The sequence below is a fragment of the Nonomuraea sp. 10N515B genome (assembly GCF_052245915.1).
In the GTDB taxonomy this organism is placed as follows: domain Bacteria; phylum Actinomycetota; class Actinomycetes; order Streptosporangiales; family Streptosporangiaceae; genus Nonomuraea.
Map to the genome: position 1 here is coordinate 83,953 of NZ_JBQQBQ010000005.1, position 18,641 is coordinate 102,593.

Below are 18,641 nucleotides of genomic sequence, written 5' to 3' on the forward strand. Positions count from 1 at the left end.
TCACAGCCTGCCGTTCTCCCGCGCGACCTTCATGTAGAACTCGCGTGCCTCGTTGCCGCCGCCGTTCTGCCACTCCTTGACGATCTTCGCCCACTCGGAGACCGGCCGCTTGCCGCGGAAGATCTCCTGCATCTTGTCCTCGGTGGGCTGCGCAAGCCCCGCCATCTTGGAGGGCACTTCCACCCGGATGCCCACGAACGGGTCGTTGTCCAGGATCTTCGACGCCTGCGTCTGCCAGTCGTACAGGGCTTGGACGAGGCCCTCGTACTGGCTCTTCTCGTTGGCCGGCGGCCGGCCCGACAGGAACATGTACGTGGGCGCGACCTCCTTGCGCCCCAGTGCGGTCTGCTCGATCTTGCCGTCCTTGACGTTGTAGTGCTTGCCCTCGACGCCGTTGAAGACCAGGTCGTACTCCTGCGTGCCGTACGGTGCCGACGTCCAGTTGGACAGCGCGAGCAGCTCGCGGGTGCGGGCGTCGCCGAGGCCCTTTTTGATGAAGACGAACATGCCGGCGGGCTCGTTGCGCCACATGATCGTCTTGCCGCCGGGCTTGGCCGGGTAGGGGACGACGGCCTGCATGTTGAACTTGGGGTTGTCGGCCTGGAAGCGGCCGAGGTTCTCGTGCCAGGCGCCCAGCCCGTCCCGGTAGATGATCATCTGGCCGCTACCGAAGACGCCCTTCATGTCGGCGTCCTTGTTGGCCACGAGGTCCGGATGCATGTAGCCGGCCTCGAAGAGCTTGACCATGAACTCGATGTGAGCGGCCCACTCGGGGGTCTCGTACTTGTACTCGAGCGTGCCGTCGCTCTTCTTGCGCCACTCGCGCGGCGCGCCGAAGGCCCGCTGCATCTCCTGCTCCATGCCGCCGCCGAAGGCCCACCGCTTCTTCTTCGCGTCGGTGATGGCCTTGCCGAGCACGAGCAGGTCGTCGCCGCTCTTGGGGTGCTGCAGGCCCAGCTCCTCCATGATGTCCTGGCGGACGAAGGTGGCGAACGGGAACGGCTCGTTCTGCCAGGGGATGCCCTGCAGCATGCCGCCGAAGACACCGTACTGCCAGGCCGCGGTGTCGTAGTTGGCCAGCAGGGGGAACTCCTTGGCCTTGTCCCCGGCCAGGTAGGGCCCCAGATCGGCGAAGAGCTTGTTGGCCGCCTCGGTGAAGTGGCCGATCTTGATGAGCTCCCAGCCCGGGACCATGGTCATCTCGGGTACGTCGCCGCTGGCCAGGAGGGTGGACAGCTTCTGCCCGTAGGTGTTGCCGTCCGAGATGTTGAAGCGGACGGTGCCGCCCAGGCGCTCGTTCATGTACTCGTAGTAGGAGTTGTCGCCCAGTCCAGGCGGCACGGTCCCCCACAGCGGCGTCATCGCGGTCACTTCCTTGCCGCTGGTCAGCGGCTTGGTGGTGACAGCCTGCACCATGTTGGCCGGGCGCGTCAGGAAGCCGGGGGCGACGAACTCGCTGCCGGGCAGGTCCGGCTTGAGCCCCGGGATCTCGAACGGGATCCGGGTCGGGACCAGGCTCTTGAGCTTGTCGGCCGCCACGGCGGTGCCCTTGGAGGTCGCTTTCTTCTCGGCGCAGCCCGCCACCAGAACGCTTGCGCCTACCAGGCCGAGGAACCCGCGGCGAGTCGTGTTGGTCGCCATGGATCTCTCCCTTCTCCGAGTGGGGGATGGCCTACTAAAATTAGTTGGTATTGCGACCAAACAAATTAGTAGAGTGTTGTCCTGACCACAAGGGATCGCTACGGTCACAGGTTGGTGAAGGAGGCCCGGGAATGCGGCATGCTGGGGTCGTCTCTTGGCGGGAACGGGGCTGATATTGATCACTTCTACGACCGGCCCGCAGCCGGCCGACTTCGCCGACGTACGGGCCACCAACCTAGCGGTCGTGCTGCGGTTCGTCCGCGAGCACGCCCCCTGCTCGCGTGCCGACATCGCGGCCTCCACCGGCCTCAACAAGGCCACCGTGTCGAGCCTGGTCGCCGACCTCATCGACCGACGGCTGGTCCGCGAGACCGGCCTGACGGAAAACCGCGTGGGCAGGCCGGCCACGATGCTCGTCCTGGACGGCTCGCCGTACGCCGCCATCGGGGTCGAGATCAACGTCGACCACGTGTCGGCCGTGGCCACCGACCTCGCCGGGGAGCGGCTGCTGACCTGGCGGCGCTCGTTCTCGGCCGGCGACTCGGTCAACCAGGGCGTGGCCAGCGTCGGGGCGATCATCCGGCGGGTGGTCAACCGCATGGCCAAGGAGGAGCGTCAGGTGCTCGGCCTGGCCGTGGCCGTGCCGGGGCTGGTCGACGTGCAGGGCACCGTACGCCTGGCGCCCAACCTCGGCTGGCGGGACGCCGACATCGGCGGGGACCTGGCCAAGGCGCTGCGCGATCCCGGCTTCCCCATCCAGGTGGACAACGACGCCAACCTCGCGGCCCTGGCCGAGCAGCGTTGGGGCGCCCATGCCGGCGCCTCCGACCTGGTCTACCTGACCGGCGAGATCGGTGTGGGCGCGGGCATCATCCTCGACGGGCGGCTGCGCCGCGGCGGCCTCGGCTACAGCGGCGAGATCGGCCACGTGCAGCTCGACCCGGAGGGCCCCGAGTGTCACTGTGGCCGACGCGGCTGCCTGGAGGCCATGGCGGGGATCGGCGCCGTGCTGCGTAAGATTCCCTCACCCGCCGAGATCCAGATCGAGATCGAGGAGTCGGTGCGCCTGGCCCGCTCTGGCGACCCCGGCACCCTGGCCGCGCTGGATTCGGTCGGCCGGAGCCTGGGCCGAGGTGTGTCCATTCTGGCCAACCTGCTCAACCCTGAGGTGGTGATCCTCGGTGGTTACTACGTGCCGCTCGCACCCTGGTTGTTGCCCGCGGTTCACGACGAGCTGAGCGACCGCGTCATCGCCGCCGAAGCCGGAGGATGCCAGGTTGTGGCCTCGACGCTGGACCACGACGCGGCCGCGCTCGGTGGCGCGGCAAGGGTCCTGGATTCCATAGATTCGGGAAGATTGCCCGGGGGATTGTCGCGAATCCCTTGACCTCGGTCATCGGGAAGTGCACCCTTCAGTCAACCCACCGAAATGTCCGCGTAACTTCCCCAGGCCGGTCGTCGAAGCGCTTCGACACTCTCAGAGGGATGACCATGCACGAACCCCCCTTCCGCGACCCGTCGGTCCCCCTGGCCGATCGGATCGACGACCTGGTGCGCCGGCTCACGCTCGAGGAGAAGGTCGGGCTGCTGCACCAGTACCAGGCGCCGGTCGAGCGGCTGGGCCTCGGCGCGTTCCGCACCGGCACCGAGGCGCTGCACGGCCTGGCCTGGCTGGGCCCGGCCACCGTGTTCCCCCAGGCCGTCGGGCTGGCCTCGACCTGGGACCTCGATCTCGTGAGACGAGTCGGCGAGGCCACGAGTGACGAGGTACTGGCCTTCCACCACAAGGATCCGGCCGGGGCGGGGCTCAACGTGTGGGCGCCCGTGGTCAACCCGCTGCGTGACCCGCGCTGGGGGCGCAACGAGGAGGGCTACTCCGAAGATCCATGGCTGACTGGAGTCATGGCGACCGCCTACGCGCGCGGACTGCGTGGGAGCGCTCCCGAAATGCTCAAGACCGCCCCCACGCTCAAACACTTCCTCGCCTACAACAACGAGACCGACCGCTGCACGACCTCGAGCAGCATGCCGCCGCGGGTGCTGCACGAGCATGAGCTGCCCGCGTTCCGGCCGGCCATCGAGCAAGGTGCGGCCGTGGCCGTCATGCCCTCCTACAACCTGGTCAACGGCCGCCCCGCCCACCTCAGCCCGCTGATCAACAGTGTGCTGCGGGAGTGGGCGCCGGATGAGCTGCTGGTCGTCAGCGACGCGTACGCGCCGGGCAACCTCACCTCGCTGCAGGGCTACCACGACACGCTGCCGGAGGCGTACGCGCACGCGGTCAAGGCCGGGCTGGACAGCTTCACCCAGGACGATGACCGCAGCCAGGCCACGCTCGGGCATCTCCGGGAGGCGTTGGAGCAGGGCCTGCTGGCCGAGGAGGACGTCGACGCGGCCGTGCGGCACGCGTTGTCGATCCGGCTCAGGCTCGGCGAATTCGACCCGGCGACGCCGTACGACGACATCACCGACAGCGTGGTCAACTGCCCCGAGCACCAGGCTCTGGCCAGGGAGGCGGCGCGGCGCTCGTTCGTGTTGCTGAAGAACGAGGGCCTGCTGCCGCTGGCGGACGTGACCAGGATCGCGGTGATCGGGCAGCTCGGCGACACGCTCATGGAGGACTGGTACAGCGGCACCCTGCCCTACGCCGTGACTGCCCGCGCCGGGCTGGCCGAGCGGTGCGAGACGATCTTCTGCGAGGCCGTGGACCGGGTGACGCTGACCGCCGACGCCGGCCCGGTCGTCGCCGACCCCGCCGGCGGGCCGCTGCAGATCAAGGCGGCCGAGGCCGGCGCGTTCGACCTGTTCGACTGGGGCGGCGGCGCGTACGCGCTGCGCTCCGTGACGACCGGCCGGTTCGTGTCCGTGGAGGCCGGAACGCTGGTGAACGACCAGCCGGGACCGAACGGGTGGGAGGTGCGCGAGACCTTCCGGACGGAGGAGCGGCCCCGCGGCACGCTCGCGCTGCGCCACATCTCGACCGGCTGCTACGTCGGCGCAGGCGAGGACGGGGTGCTGCGCCTGGTCGACGATGCCGACCAGGCCGCGTGGCTGGCCATGGAGGTGGTCAGGAGCGGCACCGAGCAGGCCGCGCGGCTCGCCGCGGACGCCGACGTGGCGGTCGTGGTGGTCGGCGACCACCCGCTGGTGAACGGCCGCGAGACCGAGGACCGCATGACGCTGGCCCTCGCCTCCGCCCAGGACGCCGTGGTCGCCGCCGTGCGCAAGGCCAATCCCCGTACCGTCCTGGTCATCACCAGCGGCTACCCGCTCACGTGGACCGACGACGAGGTCCCCGCCGTGCTCTGGTCGGCCCACGGCGGTCAGGAGTACGGTCACGCCCTGGCCGAGGTGCTGTTCGGCGACGCCGACCCGGAGGGCCGGCTCACCCAGACGTGGTACCGCTCCGAGCAGGAGCTCCCCGACCTGCTCGACTACGACATCATCGCCTCGGACGCCACATACCTGTACTTCCGCGGCACCCCGCTGCACCCCTTCGGCCACGGCCTCAGCTACACCACCTTCGAGTACGCAGACCTGCGCGTGCGGATCGCGGACGGCGTGCTCACCGCCGAGGTCACGGTGACGAACACGGGGGACCGGCCGGGGGTCGAGGTCGTCCAGTTCTACACCCACCAGCAACGCTCCCGCGTCAAGCAGCCGCTGCGCCGCCTGCGCGGCTTCGAGAAGGCCCGCCTCGCGCCCGGCGAGAGCCGCACCGTCACCCTCACCCTGCCGGTGCCGGAGCTGGCCTTCTGGGACGTGACCAGGGACAGGTTCGTGGTGGAGAGCGCGCCGCACCAGCTCATGGTCGGCCGCAGCGCCACCGACCTGCGCCTGAGCGCCCGCTTCGAGGTCGAAGGGGAGATCATCCCGCCCCAGTCCGGGGTGTTGCGCGCGGCCGGCCACGACGAGTACGACGCGATCACGTTCGTGGACGAGACCAAGGCGGACGGCGACGCGGTGCGCTCGGACGCGGAAGGTGCCTGGATCCTCTTCAGGCAGGTGGACCTGACCGGCGCCACGACCTGCGTGGCCACGGCCGGCAGCGCCGAAGGAGGCATGATCACGATCCGCCGCGGCGACCCCCTCTACGGCCAGGCCGTGGCGACCGTCCCGGTGCCCAGGACGGACCGGTACGACTATCACGCCATCACGGCACCCCTTGCCACCGCCGACGGGGTGCACGATCTTTATGTGGTGTTCGAGAACGACGGCGTGACGCTGGTCCAGCTCGACTTCGGAGCCGGGGCTTGAGCCGGCGCACGGTCACGATCTCCGAGGTCGCCAAGCACGCGGGCGTGGCCGTCAGCACGGTCTCGTATGTGCTCAGCGGCAAGCGGACGATCTCGGCCGACACCAGGCGGCGGGTGCTCGACAGCATCAGCGCGCTCGGCTACCACCCCAACGCCGGAGCTCGGGCCCTGGCCAGCAAGCGCTCCAACGTGATCGCGCTGGTGCTGCCGCTGCGGGCGGGCATGCACGTGCCCGTGCTGATGCGCTTCGCCAGCGCCGTCGTCACGGCCGCCCGCCGCTTCGACCACGACGTGCTGCTGCTGACCGCCGACGAGGGCACCGCCGGCATCCGCCGGGTGGCCGCGAGCGCGCTGGTGGACGCCCTGGTCCTCATGGACGTGGAACTGGACGACCGCCGGGTGCCACTGCTGCGCGAGCTGGCCGAGCCGAGCGTGCTCATCGGCTTCCCCGCCCAGCCGGCCGGGCTGACCTGCGTCGACCTCGACTTCGCGGCCGCCGGGACCCGCTGCGTGGAGCATCTGGCCGAGCGCGGTCACGAGGAGATCGCCCTGCTCGGAGCCCCTTCCGTGGTGTACGACCGGGGCACGGGCTTCGCCACCCGCACCCGCGAGGGCTTCGAGGCCGCCATGGCCGACCATGGGCTCAAGGGGGTGGCGCTGCCCTGCGAGGAGACGTTCGACGAGGTCTACGAGACCGTACGCGACCTGCTCCTCGACCGTCCGAGCCTGTCCGGCCTGGTCGTGCACAACGAGGCCGCGGTCGGGCACGTGCTGGCGGCGCTGCGCCAGCTGGAGCGGCGGGTGCCGTACGACGTGGCCGTGGTGGCGATCTGCCCCGACGACGTGGCGGAGCGGGCCAGCCCGCCCCTGACCTCTGTGCTGATCCCGGCCGAAGAGGTCGGCAGGGAGGCGGTCCGCCTGGTCATGGACAAGCTCGAGGGCCGTACGGTGCCCGAGTCCACCCTCCTCGCCCCGCTGCTGGCCATCCGCAGCAGCACCTGACGGCCCTACAGGGCCCGTACGGCGATGCCGGGATAGTCCAGGACGAAACCGGCCTCGTCGTAGACGAGGCGGCAGGAGAAGCCGTCGGCCGGCGAGACGTAGTCGTAGCTGTCGTCGTCGACCCGGACGTACTGCTGTTCCAGCCGCTCGACGGCCAGGTCCAGGGAACGGACGTAGGCGGCGGGGGCTCCGGAGCCCGCGCCGACGGCCAGGCGCATGCGGTGCACGGGGAACGCGTTGGTCATCGCCGACGACTCCAGGTCGACGTCGAGGCAGCCGTCCAGGTGCGGGGCGGGGACGCCGTCGACCAGCCAATGGCCGTCCGCGTCACTCTCCAGCGTGGTGCGCCGGGACCCGGTGACCCACCGTCCCGTGACCTCGGCGCGTCTCGTGATCCACCGCGAGTCGACGTCGATGGCGTAGCCGACGATCCAGGTCCGGCCCGCTTCGACGCCCGTCGTACAACCCTCGATGCGATGCCAGTCGCCCAGCGGGCGGAAGTAGACCACCTCGAAGCCCGTTTGCACGTCGGCGTGCCGCCAGGCGGCGGTCTTCGGCGGAGGTGCGAAGGTCACTCCACCGATCCTGCCCGGGCGGCGGGTGTCTCATGCTCTCCGTCTGGCACGGTAGGCGCTGGCTTTGGCGCGGTTCTGGCAGGACAGGTCGCAGAAGCGGCGGGAAGCGTTGCGCGTGGTGTCGAAGAAGACCAGAGCACATTTGCCGGCCTGGCAGGCGCCGAGGCGGACGGACTGGCCGACGCCGATGACCATGGCCAACGCCGTGCCCATGTCCGCGGCCCAGGCGTCCACCAGACCCGCATCCGCCCGGTGGAAGGCCAGCACCGGGGGCCGGTCAGGATGGCCGTGCAGGTTGGCGACGGCCTTGTGGCGGATCAGGAGATCGTTGAGCTGCTCCACGACGGCGAGGATGCGATCGCCCGCGCCGAAGATCGGGCGTAGCTGACCGGCGACTTCCGCCAACCGGTCGGCGTCGGCGGCCGTGAGCGCGCTGGGCGGGCGACCGGCCGCGGCCAGCTCGGCGATGATCGCGGCGCGCCGTTGCTCCCCGGACTGCGGCGGCGTGACGGGCCTGCCATGTGCCGTGGTGACGGCCAGGCAGTTCACCAGGAGGACCGCCAGCTCGACCCGCCCTCCGACATAACTGTCTATTTCTGGTTGACCAGTGATGCGCCATGGATCTATCGTCACTGGCATAGTTTATATAGACAGTGAGGTGTGTGATGAGTTTCGGACCGCTCGCCCGGCAGATGTGGCATCAGATCGAGCCGGTGCACGCGACGCTCTACTTCAGCCCTGAGGCCTTCGAGGAGGCGGCGGCCCTCGGCTACGACGTCGCCTCACGCTGGCCGAGTTACTTCGCCTGGCGAACGGCGCCGCTCGGCGCCGCCGGCTCGAGGCTGGCCGCCGCCACCTACTACAGTTTCAGCCCTGCGATGATCGCCGACCATGTGCCCGCCATCTGGGCCACCGCGACGCCCCGGCAGGTGCTCGACGCCCGCCTGCGCGCGATGGACCGGACGATCCACGCGTTGCCCGGCGACCTGGCCGACCTGAAAGAGGCGGCTGAGCTGGCCGTCAGGGCCGCGGAGAGCATCCAGGTGGCCCATCGGCCGCTGGCCGCGGCCAATCTCGACCTGCCCTGGCCGGACGAGCCGCATCTGGCCCTGTGGCAGGCGTACACGGTGCTGCGCGAACATCGCGGCGACGGACACCTGACCGCGCTGCAGGCCGCCGGCCTGGACGCCTGCGAGGCCCTGGTCTCCTTCGCCTCCGTCGGGGCCGCGCCGGTCGCCAACTTCGCCGGACGGGGCTGGAGCCCCGAGGAATGGGCGGCCGCACGGGAACGACTCGCCGGTCGCGGCCTCATCGATGCCGAAGGATCGGCCACCGCGGCCGGGCAGGCCCTGCGCGACCAGGTCGAGCGGCTCACCGACGACCTGGCCGTCGAGCCGTGGCGAGCCCTCGGCGAGGCGAAGGCCGAGCGCCTGGCCGAGCTCAACCGGCCACTGCTCGGCGCGGTCTTCGAATCAGGCCTGCTGCCCGCGATAAGCACCCTGGGCATCGGCAAGGTACGGGTACCCGCATGAAGCTCGAACGACTCGCCGGGCCGGAGGCACTCGCCCACACCGCCCAACTGGTCGACATCTACCGCGCCGCGTTCAGCGGCCCCCCTTGGTATGAGGACGGGTACGGCGCAGCCGCCTTCGCCGAGCGCCTGACCGCGGACGTACGCCGCCCCGGCTTCGCGGCGGTTCTGGCCGGCCACGACGGTGTGCCCGCGGGACTGGGCACGGCATGGCCGACCCAGAGCCCCTTTCCCACGGGGCGCGCCTACGATCGGGTACGCGCGGAACTCGGCGACGAGGTGGAAACGCGCCTGGTCGGGACACTCGAGATCGACGAGCTGGCGGTGAGCCCGCACGCACGCGGCCACGGACTGGCGGGACGCATCCTCGACCTGCTGTGCGATGGCGCCGACGCCTGCTGGCTGCTCACCGCCCCGGCGGCGGTCGATGCGATCAGGCTCTACGAAAAGCTGGGCTGGCAGCGCCTGACCAGGCCGGAGGCCGGCATCGTGGTATTCACCCGCTCCACCTGATCAGGCCATTTCCGCGGTGATGGCCCAGCGCTCGTGGTCGCGCCACGCGCCGTCGATGAACTGGAAATTGGGGGAGTAGCCCTCGCGGTGGAACCCGACCCGCTTGATCAGGTTGAGCGAGGCGGTGTTGGAGGGCTGGATGTTCGCCTCCAAGCGGTGCAGCGCGAACTCGCCGAAGGCGTACTCGACGAGCAGTCGCAGGCCCTCGGTCATGTAGCCGCGGCCCGTCGTGGCCGCGTAGGCGTTGTAACCGAGGGTCCCGGCTTGATGGGTTCCCCGGACGATGTTGTTGATGTTGGCCCGCCCGGCGATCGCACCGGTGTCGAGACGGCAGATCAGGAACCCGTCGTGCGCGGGTCCGATGAAGCGCTCGATGTAGGCGTCGAAGGCCTCAGGTGTGGTGATGGGCGGGCCGGGCATCCACGGTGCGAGGAACTCCGCGCTCTCCCTGTTCAGGGCCAGGAACTCGGAGCGGTCCCGCCGGGAGACACGGCGGATGCCGACGTGGCTGCCGTGGGCCAGGTAGGTCATTCACGTGATCTTACGCCTGGCGAATTGCGCGGGTGATGGTCGGATTTCGCCGTGATTGCGATACTCGCTTCATGGATGAGGTGCTCCCCGCGACGCTGCAGCCCGTGCTCAGGGACCTCTACGCGACCTGCCGGGTACGCCCCACCGTCCGGTTCGCCGACGTGCGGAGTTGGGAGGAGCGGTTCCTTTGGCTGCACGCCCCGGACGGAAGCGGGCAGGGGATCCGCCTCCACGGCGATGGCGACGCTGCCTCTCAAACAGCGGACTTCGCTGATCAGGTTCAGGAGTGGGCGGTCGAAGCTCTGTGGCAGGAGGGTTTGCCGGCGGTGTGGCCGCACTGTCCGATGCATCCCGACACGCACCCGCTGAGCGCCGCAGTCGTCCAGGACAGCGCCGTGTGGTTGTGCCCCCACACCAAGAAGCTCATCGCCTCCATCGGGCGGCTCCAGGAGCAGGAAGGCTGAGCAACAAGAAGCGCTCCCCCGCGGGACCGGTCGTCCCAGGGAGAGCGCTTCTGGAAATGCTTGCTTACCAGTCGCCGCCGAAGTCTCCGCCTCCGAAGTCTCCGCCGCCGCCGAAGTCGCCCCAGCCGCCGCCGTCGCCACCGCCGAAGTCTCCGGCTCCGGCGTCAGCGGCACCCTCGGCATAACCGGCGCCGTAGCCGCCCATGCCCCAGCCGCCGCTCAGCATGCTGCCCATCATGGTGCCGATGAACATGCCGGTCATGATGTCGCCGAAGCCGCCGTAGTAGCCGTAGGCGTACGGCTGGTAGGCCGGGCCCGCGTCGTAGTAGGGCCGGCGCTGGCCGTCGACCATGACCTCGCGCATCTGCGGGTCGAAGCCGCGCTCCACGGCCTCGGCGTCCGCGCGGCAGGCGGGCACGTCGCGGACCGCGCCGCCGGGCGGGGCCCAGCGCACGTCACGGGCCGACGGGCCGTGCTGCGGGTTGAAGAAGCAGGGGGCGCGCCGCTCGGGGACCGGCTCGTCGTTGACCTTGGCCTTGACCACGGCGAGCGCGTAGCGGCCGTCCTCGAGGGTCTGGGTGACCTCGCGGACCTGGTCGACACGCTGGATGGTGGCCAGCTGGGTCTTGGCCTTCTCGTAGGAGTCGAGTGCCGTCTGCCACTCGTCGATGTGCTTGCCGCCCTCGCCGGAGAGGGTGACGTCGGCGTCGACGGCGGTGATCTCCTCGCCGAGCTTGGTGACGTCCTCGTCCACGGTCTGCTTGACCGCGGCCAGGTCCTTGGCCTCCCGGATGGCGCGCTTCTTCTTCTTGTTGCTGGAGTAGAGGAAGTAACCGCCACCGCCGACCAGGGCCAGCACGCCCAGGCCGATCAGCGCGGCGGTGCCGCCGGCGCCCGGGTTGGCCTGGCTGCCGCTGTCGAGCGCCGTGCGCGTCTTGCCCGCGACGGCGGCGTCGACCCGGTTGGTGAAGTCCTTCATGCCATCGACGACGTCGGAGTTGGCGGTGACGGCGCGCTGCGCCAGCTCACCCGCGAGGCCGCTCCGGCGGATGGCGCTCGAAGCGGCGAACAACGTCTGGCCGTCGAGCACCGCGATGGTGGCGCGGGGGCGGCCCGCGTCGGCCAGCGCGGTGTTGAGCGAGGTCATGAACGGTGCAATGGTCGAGTTGTCCACTGTGCCGTCGGGGAGTGCCACAGCATAGATCTTGCTGTCCGCCCCCTTCAGCGCGTCACTGATCTCACTCTGCTGGTCCGACGTCAAGGGCGAGCCGGACACCACGTATAGCGGGTTGTTCTTCCAGTTGGACACCACCGACTGAGCGTCAGGGGGAGCCGCCGCCGCGTTGGCGGCAGGGGACAGCGCAAGAACGACGAATAGACCGGTGATCAGAGCCGCGATCGCGGCCCCTGCTCGGCGCAGCGAATGGGTCATTGGCAGCAAGCCTCCTTCGCCCTTGAGGACGAATGGGCGGTCGGCAAAGTTCCTCACTGCGCACGTTACCCGCCGGAAAGCGCGGAGGCGCACACCCTCGACGAAGATCCTGGGGCTGCGAATTCTCTTACTCGCCCCATTGACATCGAGTAAACGTCATGTGCGATCTGCTACGAGTCCTTGATCTCGCAGATCACCGCGCCTGACGTCACGGTCTGGCCCACGGCCGCCGTGAGACCGGTGATCGTGCCGGATTTGTGCGCGGCCAGCGGCTGCTCCATCTTCATGGCCTCCAGCACCACGACCGTGTCGCCTTCGGTCACCGTGTCCCCGTCGGCGGCCACGACCTTGACGATCGTGCCCTGCATCGGGCTCACCAGCGAGTCGCCGCCCGCCGCCGGCTTCTTCGCCGTGCCGCCGCCGCGCCGGTGCGGCGCCTTGTTCGCCGCAGGCGTAGCGGTGGAGGTGCCGAGGCCTGCGGGCAGGACCACTTCCAGGCGTTTGCCGCCGACCTCGACCGTCACTGTCTCGCGCGACGGGGCCTCGGCCACGGCCACGTCCTCGGCGTACGGCGGAATCGTGTTGTCCCACTCGGTCTCGATCCAGCGCGTGTGGATGGAGAACGGCGCCGAGGTGAAGGCCGGGTCGGTGACGATCGCCCGGTGGAACGGCAGCACCGTCGGCATTCCGGAGATCTCGAACTCGGCCAGCGCCCGCCGCGACCGCTCCAGCGCCTCCTGCCGGGTGCGCCCGGTCACGATCAGCTTGGCCACCAGCGAGTCGAAGGCGCCCGGCACCGTCTCGCCCTGCTCGTAGCCGGTGTCCAGGCGCACGCCTGGACCGGAGGGGGCGCGCCAGCCGGTGATGGTGCCGGGGGCGGGCAGGAAGCCTCGTCCCGCGTCCTCGGCGTTGATCCGGAACTCGAGGGAATGGCCGCGCAGGGCCGGGTCGTCGTAGCCCAGCGGCTCGCCGTCGGCGATGCGGAACATCTCCCTTACGAGGTCGATGCCGGAGACCTCCTCGGTCACCGGGTGCTCGACCTGCAGGCGGGTGTTGACCTCCAGGAAGGAGACCGTGCCGTCCTGGCCGACGAGGAACTCGCAGGTCCCTGCCCCGACATATCCGGCTTCGCGCAGGATGGCCTTGGAGCTGTCGCGCAGCAGCCGCTCCTGCTCGGCCGACAGGAACGGCGCGGGCGCCTCCTCGACCAGCTTCTGATGGCGGCGCTGCAGCGAGCAGTCGCGGGTGGAGACCACGACCACGGCACCGTGCGCGTCGGCCAGGCACTGGGTCTCCACGTGGCGGGGCCGGTCCAGATAACGCTCCACGAAGCACTCACCCCGGCCGAAGGCCGACACCGCCTCGCGCACCGCGCTGTCGTACAGGTCGGGGATCTCCTCCAGCGTCCTGGCGACCTTCAGCCCGCGCCCGCCGCCGCCGTACGCGGCCTTGATCGCGATCGGCAGCCCGTGCTCCTCGGCGAACGCCACCACCTCGTCGACCCCGGACACCGGGTCCTTGGTGCCCGCGACCAGCGGCGCGCCGACCTTCTGCGCGATGTGCCTGGCCTGCACCTTGTCCCCGAGGGCGGCGATCGCGGCCGGGGGCGGTCCGATCCAGATCAGGCCCGCGTCCATGACGGCCTGGGCGAAGGCGGCGTTCTCGGCCAGGAATCCGTATCCGGGATGCACGGCGTCGGCACCGGAGCGGGCGGCCACGTCCAGCAGTTTGGCGATGTCGAGGTAGGTCTCCGCAGGGGACTGCCCGGCCAGTGCGTACGCCTCGTCGGCCACCCTGACGTGCAGTGCGTCGAGGTCCTGGTCGGCGTAGACGGCCACGCTCGCGATACCGGCGTCCTTGCACGCGCGGGCCACCCGTACGGCGATCTCGCCACGGTTGGCGATCAGAACCTTCCGCACCGATGTCCGTCCTTCCTGTGAGAGTCAGCGGCCCAGGTAAGCGCCGCCATTGACATGGAGCACCTGCCCGGTGACGTGCCCTGCTCCCGCGGAGGCCAGGTACAGAACGGTATCCGCGACGTCGGACGGGGTGCCAGGGCGGCCGTTGCGCGTGTTCTCCACACGAGCTCTGATGCCCTGCTGGGTGAGGCGGCCGCGGAAGAACTCGGTGTCCAGCACCAGGCCGGGGGAGACGACGTTCGCGGTAATGCCCCTGGGGCCCAGCTCGGCGGCCACGTCGGCGGTCCAGGACTCGATGGCGGCTTTGGCGGCGCCGTACGAGCCGGAGCCGGTGCCGCGGGCGGCGATCGAGCCGAGCGAGACGATCCTGCCGCCGTCGTTCATCCGCGGCGCCAGCGCGGCCGTGACGAGCACGGCGGACATCAGGTTGGCGTTGAGGTTGGCCCACCACGCCTCGGCCACGTCCGTCAGGTCGTCCGACTGCCTGCGGTCCAGGTTGGTGTTTCCGCCGGCGTTGTTGACCAGCACGTCCACCCGCGACGGCAGGCTGTCGAGCGCGTCCTTGACGGCGACGGGGCTCGCGGCGTCGAAGGCCATGTAGGCCGCCCCCAGGCGTTCGGCGGCTTCCTTCAGCACCTGCTCGCGGCGGCCGGTGATCGTGACGTGGTCGCCCAGCGAGGCGAACGCCGCGGCGATCGCGTATCCGATCCCGGTGCCGCCGCCGGTCACCACAACCTCGCGCATGTCCGGACAGCTCCCGTCAAATCCCGAATCTTCCTCTGGAAGACCATAGCCGCTCGGTATAACCACGACGACGCCCGGTGCACCCCCTTTAGTGTGATGGCGCTTTCACACGGTCAGGAGGTATGCATGAGCCAGAGTATGCTCGGCGGCGATCCCGCAGAAATGCAGCAGATGGCGACCCAGTTCACGCAGCAGTCGGAGGCGGTCCGCACCACGATGACCGCGCTCGACCGTGAGGCCGCCAAGGTCGGCACGGCGTGGACGGGCCCCGGAGCCCAGCGTTTCCAGCAGGCCTGGCAGAACTACCGCACGGCTTTTCAGCGGATGACCGAGGAGCTACAGGAGGCCTCTCGCGTCATCGGCACCTACCGGCAGAACATCGAGTCTGCCACGAAGTGAGCAACGGAACGGGGCCCTGGCGTCGCGCCGCTGGGGCTTCATTCCGTTGAACCGGGCCAGGGACCGAATCGGGCAAGCTACGCTTTTTCGCCATGATTGGTCGCGCCTTCCTGGCGAGCCTCCTTGCCCTGCAAGTCCCGCTGGCGCCCGCGGCCGCCCGTGAGGCCTGCGATCCGCCCCGGGGGGTCATGCAGAGCGGTGAGTCCTGGGCGCAGAAAAGGCTGGACCCCAAACGGGTCTGGTCGCTGTCCACGGGCGCGGGCGTGCGCGTGGCGATCATCGATAGCGGCGTCGACCTGCAGCATCCGCAGATCCGCCTGGCGGGCAGAGCCGATCTCACCGGCACCGGCTACCGCGACTGCCTGGGGCACGGGACCGCGGTGGCGGGCATCATCGGCGCCCAGTACATGCAGGGCGTGCTCTTCTACGGCATGGCGCCGGGCGCGCGGCTGCTGTCGTACAAGCAGACGAACGCCGAGCGGTCCGACGGTCTCGACCTGCTGGTCAGGGCCATCAAGTCCGCCGCCGACCAGGGGTCCAAGGTCATCAACGTGTCGATCGCGACGAGCGACCAGCCCGCGCTCAAGGCGGCCGTGGAGTACGCGCTCGCCAAGGACGTGGTCATCGTGGCCGCCGCGGGCAACGTCAAGGACGAGGACGGCACCCCCTTGCCCGACTACCCGGCGTCCTACGAGGGCGTCCTGGCCGTGGGCGCGGCCGGGCCGAACGGCCTCCTGTCCGAATTCTCCAACCCCAAGTCGTCTGTCGCCGTGCTCGGCCCAGGCCAGGGTGTCACCTCGACCTGGCCGGGGGGCTCCTATTACAAGGACCTCAGGGGGACCAGCTACGCGGCCCCGTACGTGTCCGGGGTCGCGGCGCTCGTCCGTGCCCGCTTCCCCACTCTGGACCAGGCTCAGGTCCGGCAGCGCATCATCGCGACGGCCGACGGCGCCACCGGCGTGGGAAAGGGGGCCGGGATGGTCAACCCCATGCAGGCGGTCAGCGCGGTCCTTCCCTTCGAGCCCGCCGGCGCTCCCGTGGTCGCCCCGCCACCGGCCAGCCCGCTCCCGCCGGGCACCGTGGCCAAGGCGCCGCCCGTGGACCGGGACGCGATCGACCTCGCCCTGATCATCGCCGGGTCGGCGCTGGGGCTGGCGCTGCTCGTGGCGGTCGCCCGCGTCATGATCCCCATGGGGCGGCGCAGGGGATGGCGGCCCGGGCGGGCGGAGTGACCGGCCTCACAGCGTCTGCAAGGAAACGGGACTGTGAATTGTCGGATAGATCAGTAAACCTCTGATGCTTATGTGACAGATCTGGTTCAATGTGACGAGATCATGCTTTGCTGTGAAAGGTCTGGTCATGAACCCTTTGCGCCCCGGTGATCCAGAGCGGATCGGCGAGTACGCCATCGTCGGTCTCCTGGGAGAGGGGCCGCGGGGCGAGGTGTTCCTCGGACGGGAATCCGAGGACGCGCCTATCGTCGCCATCAAGCTGCTCCCGGCCGAGCCCCAGCCCGGCCCGGACGCGCTGGGCACCTACCTGGGCGCCAAGCGGATCTCGAGTTCCTACGTGGCCAGAGTGCTGGACACGGGGTTGCTGGAGGAACGTCCGTACGTCGTCCGCGAATACGTCGAGGGCAAGAGCCTGGCCCAGGTGGTGGCCGACGACGGGCCGCTGAGCGGGGACGCGCTCGAGCGGGTCGCGGTCGGGGTGCTGACCGCGCTGTCGGCCGTACACCTCGCGGGGCTGTCGCACAGATCGCTCACGCCGCACAATGTGATCCTCGGCGCCGACGGCCCGAGAGTGACCGACGCCGCGCTCGGCGAGCCCGTGGGCGAGGTCGCCTTCCAGGCTCCCGAGCAGGTCGCCGGCCTGCAGTACGGCCCGTACGCGGACGTGTTCGCGTGGGCCGCGACGATCGTGTTCGCGGGCTCGGGCACGCCGCCGTTCGACGGGCGGGAGGCGGTGCTGAACGCCGAGCCTGAGGTGGGCATCGAGGCCGAGCCGATGCGCAGGGTGCTGCTGTCCGCGCTGGCCAAGGAGGTCGGGCGGCGGCCGACCACGTACAGCGCGCTCATGCAGGTGCTCGGTGACACGAGCGCGGCGCGGCCGCCGGCCGGGCCGGAGGCGGTGATCGAAGGCGTTCCCGTCCAGGGTCCGCCCACGTTCAGCGAGGGTGCTCCGCCGATCCACATCCCGCTGGCGCAGGGCCCGGTCCAGGGCCCGCCGCCGCAGGTGCCACTCCAAGGCCCGCCGGTGCAGGGCCCGCCGCTGCAAGTGCCGCTGCAAGTGCCGCTCCAAGGCCCGCCGCCGGAGGGCCCGCCGGTGCAGGGCCCGCTGCAGGGTCCGCCGCCGCAGGGTGTGCCAGTGCAGGGTGTGCCCGTGCAGGGGCCACCGCCCGTGTCAGGGCCGCCCGTTCAGGGGCCGCTCGCGCCAGGGCAGCTGCCCGTGCAAGGCCCGCCCGTGGAAGGGCCGCCGCTTCAAGGCCCGATGCCCGTGCAGGGCATGGCCGTGCCGCCCCCGGTGCCGCAGCAGCCGCAGGCGCCCATGTGGGGCCCGCCGGAGCCGGACCCGCAGCCGCCGCACCAGATCAGGCTGGAGGCGATGCCCGCCAGGCCCGGTGCTCAGACGCCGCGCCGGGGTTTCCCCATGGCGCTGGTCGCCGGCGTCGGAGTGGTGGTGCTCCTGTCCGTCCTGGGCCTGTGGGGCGCCAACAGGTACGTGGAACTGCAGCCGATCAACCCGGCCTCCGCGGCCCAGGCCAACGCGGACCAGGTCCCGGTGCCCGCCGGCACGTCGGCGGCTCCGGTGCCGCAGGGCTCCTACCCCGTCGGCGGCGACCCGCAGCAGGCGCAGACCGACGTCCCGGTTCCGTGGGGCACTACGGGCACTCCTGACGATTCAGGCATCGGCCCGATGATCCTGCCGACCGACTCGGCCTCGCCCCCGGTGCCTGAGCTGACGACCATGCCCACGACGCCGGCCCCGGTCCCCACGCAGCCGATCCCGACCACGCAGCCCACCGCGACGAGTTCGGCCCCGGCGCGGGCGACGCCCACGAAGAAGCGCAAGAACTCGCCCACGGCCACCGTCACCAAGACAGTGGAGCCGAGCAAGACCCCGACCAAGGAGCCCACGCCGACCGAGGAGCCGGAGCCGACGCCGACCAAGACGACGGCCAAGCCGACCCCGACCAAGACGACCGCCAAGCCCACGCCGACCAAGACGACCGCCAAGCCGACGCCCACCAAGACGACGGCGAAGCCCACGCCGACCAAGACCACGCAGCCACCACCGGCCAAGAACCCCTACACGCCTCAGCAGGTGTGCGGGTCCGGCTTCTCCATCCAGCGTTCCAAGGCGTTCACCGGCGGCACCACGTTCCAGTTGTGGAACAACAGCACTGGCCAGAACTGCGTGGTCACCATGAAGTCTGCGGACGTGGGTAAGAAGACCCCGGTCAGCGCCACGCTGGACGTCCAGGGCGGCGGCTCGGACACCGACCAGGGCAACTACGAGTACTACGCGGGACCGGTCAAGCTGCCCGCGAAGGGCAAGTGCGTGAAGTTCTCCGGCAGCGTCGGCTCGCAGAGCACCAGCGTCGGCTGGGCCAACTGCGGCTGAGCCGCCCGCC

The 18,641-nt window shown here is 70.3% G+C and carries 16 protein-coding genes; 9 read left to right on the forward strand and 7 right to left on the reverse strand.

The features are described from left to right. Complete coding sequence (locus ACTWQA_RS08845; RefSeq protein ID WP_443158788.1) at positions 1 to 1,641, reverse strand: extracellular solute-binding protein; 1,641 nt, start codon at positions 1,639 to 1,641, stop codon at positions 1 to 3. 175 nt (positions 1,642 to 1,816) lie between these two features. On the opposite strand from ACTWQA_RS08845, the gene ACTWQA_RS08850 reads away from it, so the two are divergent. The 3 genes from ACTWQA_RS08850 to ACTWQA_RS08860 all read left to right on the forward strand — a co-directional run bounded on the left by ACTWQA_RS08850 (position 1,817) and on the right by ACTWQA_RS08860 (position 6,899). After that, the gene (locus tag ACTWQA_RS08850) at positions 1,817 to 3,028 is read left to right on the forward strand and encodes an ROK family protein (protein ID WP_443158789.1); all 1,212 of its coding nucleotides are present in this window, start codon (positions 1,817 to 1,819) and stop codon (positions 3,026 to 3,028) included. A 98-nt stretch (positions 3,029 to 3,126) separates the two neighbouring features. Beyond that, positions 3,127 to 5,898: a glycoside hydrolase family 3 C-terminal domain-containing protein gene (locus ACTWQA_RS08855; RefSeq protein ID WP_443158790.1), complete on the forward strand. Its 2,772-nt coding sequence runs from the start codon at positions 3,127 to 3,129 to the stop codon at positions 5,896 to 5,898. Continuing rightward, positions 5,895 to 6,899 (forward strand): LacI family DNA-binding transcriptional regulator, encoded by a 1,005-nt coding sequence (locus ACTWQA_RS08860; protein WP_443158791.1) that lies wholly within the window; start codon positions 5,895 to 5,897, stop codon positions 6,897 to 6,899. The genes ACTWQA_RS08855 and ACTWQA_RS08860 overlap by 4 nt, the downstream gene beginning before the upstream one ends. 5 nt (positions 6,900 to 6,904) lie before the next feature. On the opposite strand, the gene ACTWQA_RS08865 is transcribed toward ACTWQA_RS08860, so the two are convergent. Together ACTWQA_RS08865 and ACTWQA_RS08870 are read right to left on the reverse strand one after the other, a co-directional pair. Further along, positions 6,905 to 7,474, reverse strand: a complete 570-nt coding sequence (locus tag ACTWQA_RS08865) for a putative glycolipid-binding domain-containing protein (protein WP_443158792.1) — start codon at positions 7,472 to 7,474, stop codon at positions 6,905 to 6,907. A gap of 30 nt (positions 7,475 to 7,504) precedes the next feature. Beyond that, positions 7,505 to 8,107, reverse strand: a complete 603-nt coding sequence (locus tag ACTWQA_RS08870) for a CGNR zinc finger domain-containing protein (RefSeq protein WP_443158793.1) — start codon at positions 8,105 to 8,107, stop codon at positions 7,505 to 7,507. 32 nt (positions 8,108 to 8,139) lie between these two features. Between ACTWQA_RS08870 and ACTWQA_RS08875 the strand changes: the two genes are divergently transcribed. Next, positions 8,140 to 9,006, forward strand: coding sequence for an SCO6745 family protein (locus ACTWQA_RS08875; RefSeq protein WP_443158794.1), 867 nt, complete (start codon positions 8,140 to 8,142; stop codon positions 9,004 to 9,006). Continuing rightward, positions 9,003 to 9,518: a GNAT family N-acetyltransferase gene (locus tag ACTWQA_RS08880; protein ID WP_443158795.1), complete on the forward strand. Its 516-nt coding sequence runs from the start codon at positions 9,003 to 9,005 to the stop codon at positions 9,516 to 9,518. The genes ACTWQA_RS08875 and ACTWQA_RS08880 overlap by 4 nt, the downstream gene beginning before the upstream one ends. On the opposite strand, the gene ACTWQA_RS08885 is transcribed toward ACTWQA_RS08880, so the two are convergent. Continuing rightward, complete coding sequence (locus ACTWQA_RS08885) at positions 9,519 to 10,049, reverse strand: GNAT family N-acetyltransferase (RefSeq protein WP_443158796.1); 531 nt, start codon at positions 10,047 to 10,049, stop codon at positions 9,519 to 9,521. 71 nt (positions 10,050 to 10,120) lie between these two features. Between ACTWQA_RS08885 and ACTWQA_RS08890 the strand changes: the two genes are divergently transcribed. Further along, positions 10,121 to 10,513: a hypothetical protein gene (locus tag ACTWQA_RS08890; RefSeq protein ID WP_443158797.1), complete on the forward strand. Its 393-nt coding sequence runs from the start codon at positions 10,121 to 10,123 to the stop codon at positions 10,511 to 10,513. Between the two features lie 64 nt (positions 10,514 to 10,577). On the opposite strand, the gene ACTWQA_RS08895 is transcribed toward ACTWQA_RS08890, so the two are convergent. The 3 genes from ACTWQA_RS08895 to ACTWQA_RS08905 all read right to left on the reverse strand — a co-directional run bounded on the left by ACTWQA_RS08895 (position 10,578) and on the right by ACTWQA_RS08905 (position 14,608). After that, positions 10,578 to 11,945 (reverse strand): hypothetical protein, encoded by a 1,368-nt coding sequence (locus tag ACTWQA_RS08895; protein WP_443158798.1) that lies wholly within the window; start codon positions 11,943 to 11,945, stop codon positions 10,578 to 10,580. 170 nt (positions 11,946 to 12,115) lie between these two features. After that, entirely contained in the window at positions 12,116 to 13,864 is a 1,749-nt protein-coding gene (locus tag ACTWQA_RS08900) for an acetyl/propionyl/methylcrotonyl-CoA carboxylase subunit alpha (RefSeq protein WP_443158799.1), read from the reverse strand. A 24-nt stretch (positions 13,865 to 13,888) separates the two neighbouring features. Then, a complete protein-coding gene (locus tag ACTWQA_RS08905; RefSeq protein ID WP_443158800.1) occupies positions 13,889 to 14,608 on the reverse strand; it encodes an SDR family NAD(P)-dependent oxidoreductase in 720 nt (239 codons plus the stop codon). 126 nt (positions 14,609 to 14,734) lie between these two features. Between ACTWQA_RS08905 and ACTWQA_RS08910 the strand changes: the two genes are divergently transcribed. The 3 genes from ACTWQA_RS08910 to ACTWQA_RS08920 all read left to right on the forward strand — a co-directional run bounded on the left by ACTWQA_RS08910 (position 14,735) and on the right by ACTWQA_RS08920 (position 18,631). Further along, positions 14,735 to 15,007 carry a WXG100 family type VII secretion target gene (locus ACTWQA_RS08910; RefSeq protein ID WP_305920234.1) on the forward strand — a complete coding sequence of 91 codons (273 nt, stop codon included), beginning with the start codon at positions 14,735 to 14,737 and terminating at the stop codon, positions 15,005 to 15,007. A gap of 92 nt (positions 15,008 to 15,099) precedes the next feature. Then, positions 15,100 to 16,239, forward strand: a complete 1,140-nt coding sequence (locus tag ACTWQA_RS08915; RefSeq protein ID WP_443158801.1) for a S8 family serine peptidase — start codon at positions 15,100 to 15,102, stop codon at positions 16,237 to 16,239. A 127-nt stretch (positions 16,240 to 16,366) separates the two neighbouring features. Then, the gene (locus ACTWQA_RS08920) at positions 16,367 to 18,631 is read left to right on the forward strand and encodes a protein kinase domain-containing protein (RefSeq protein ID WP_443158802.1); all 2,265 of its coding nucleotides are present in this window, start codon (positions 16,367 to 16,369) and stop codon (positions 18,629 to 18,631) included. Positions 18,632 to 18,641: the final 10 nt, after the last annotated feature.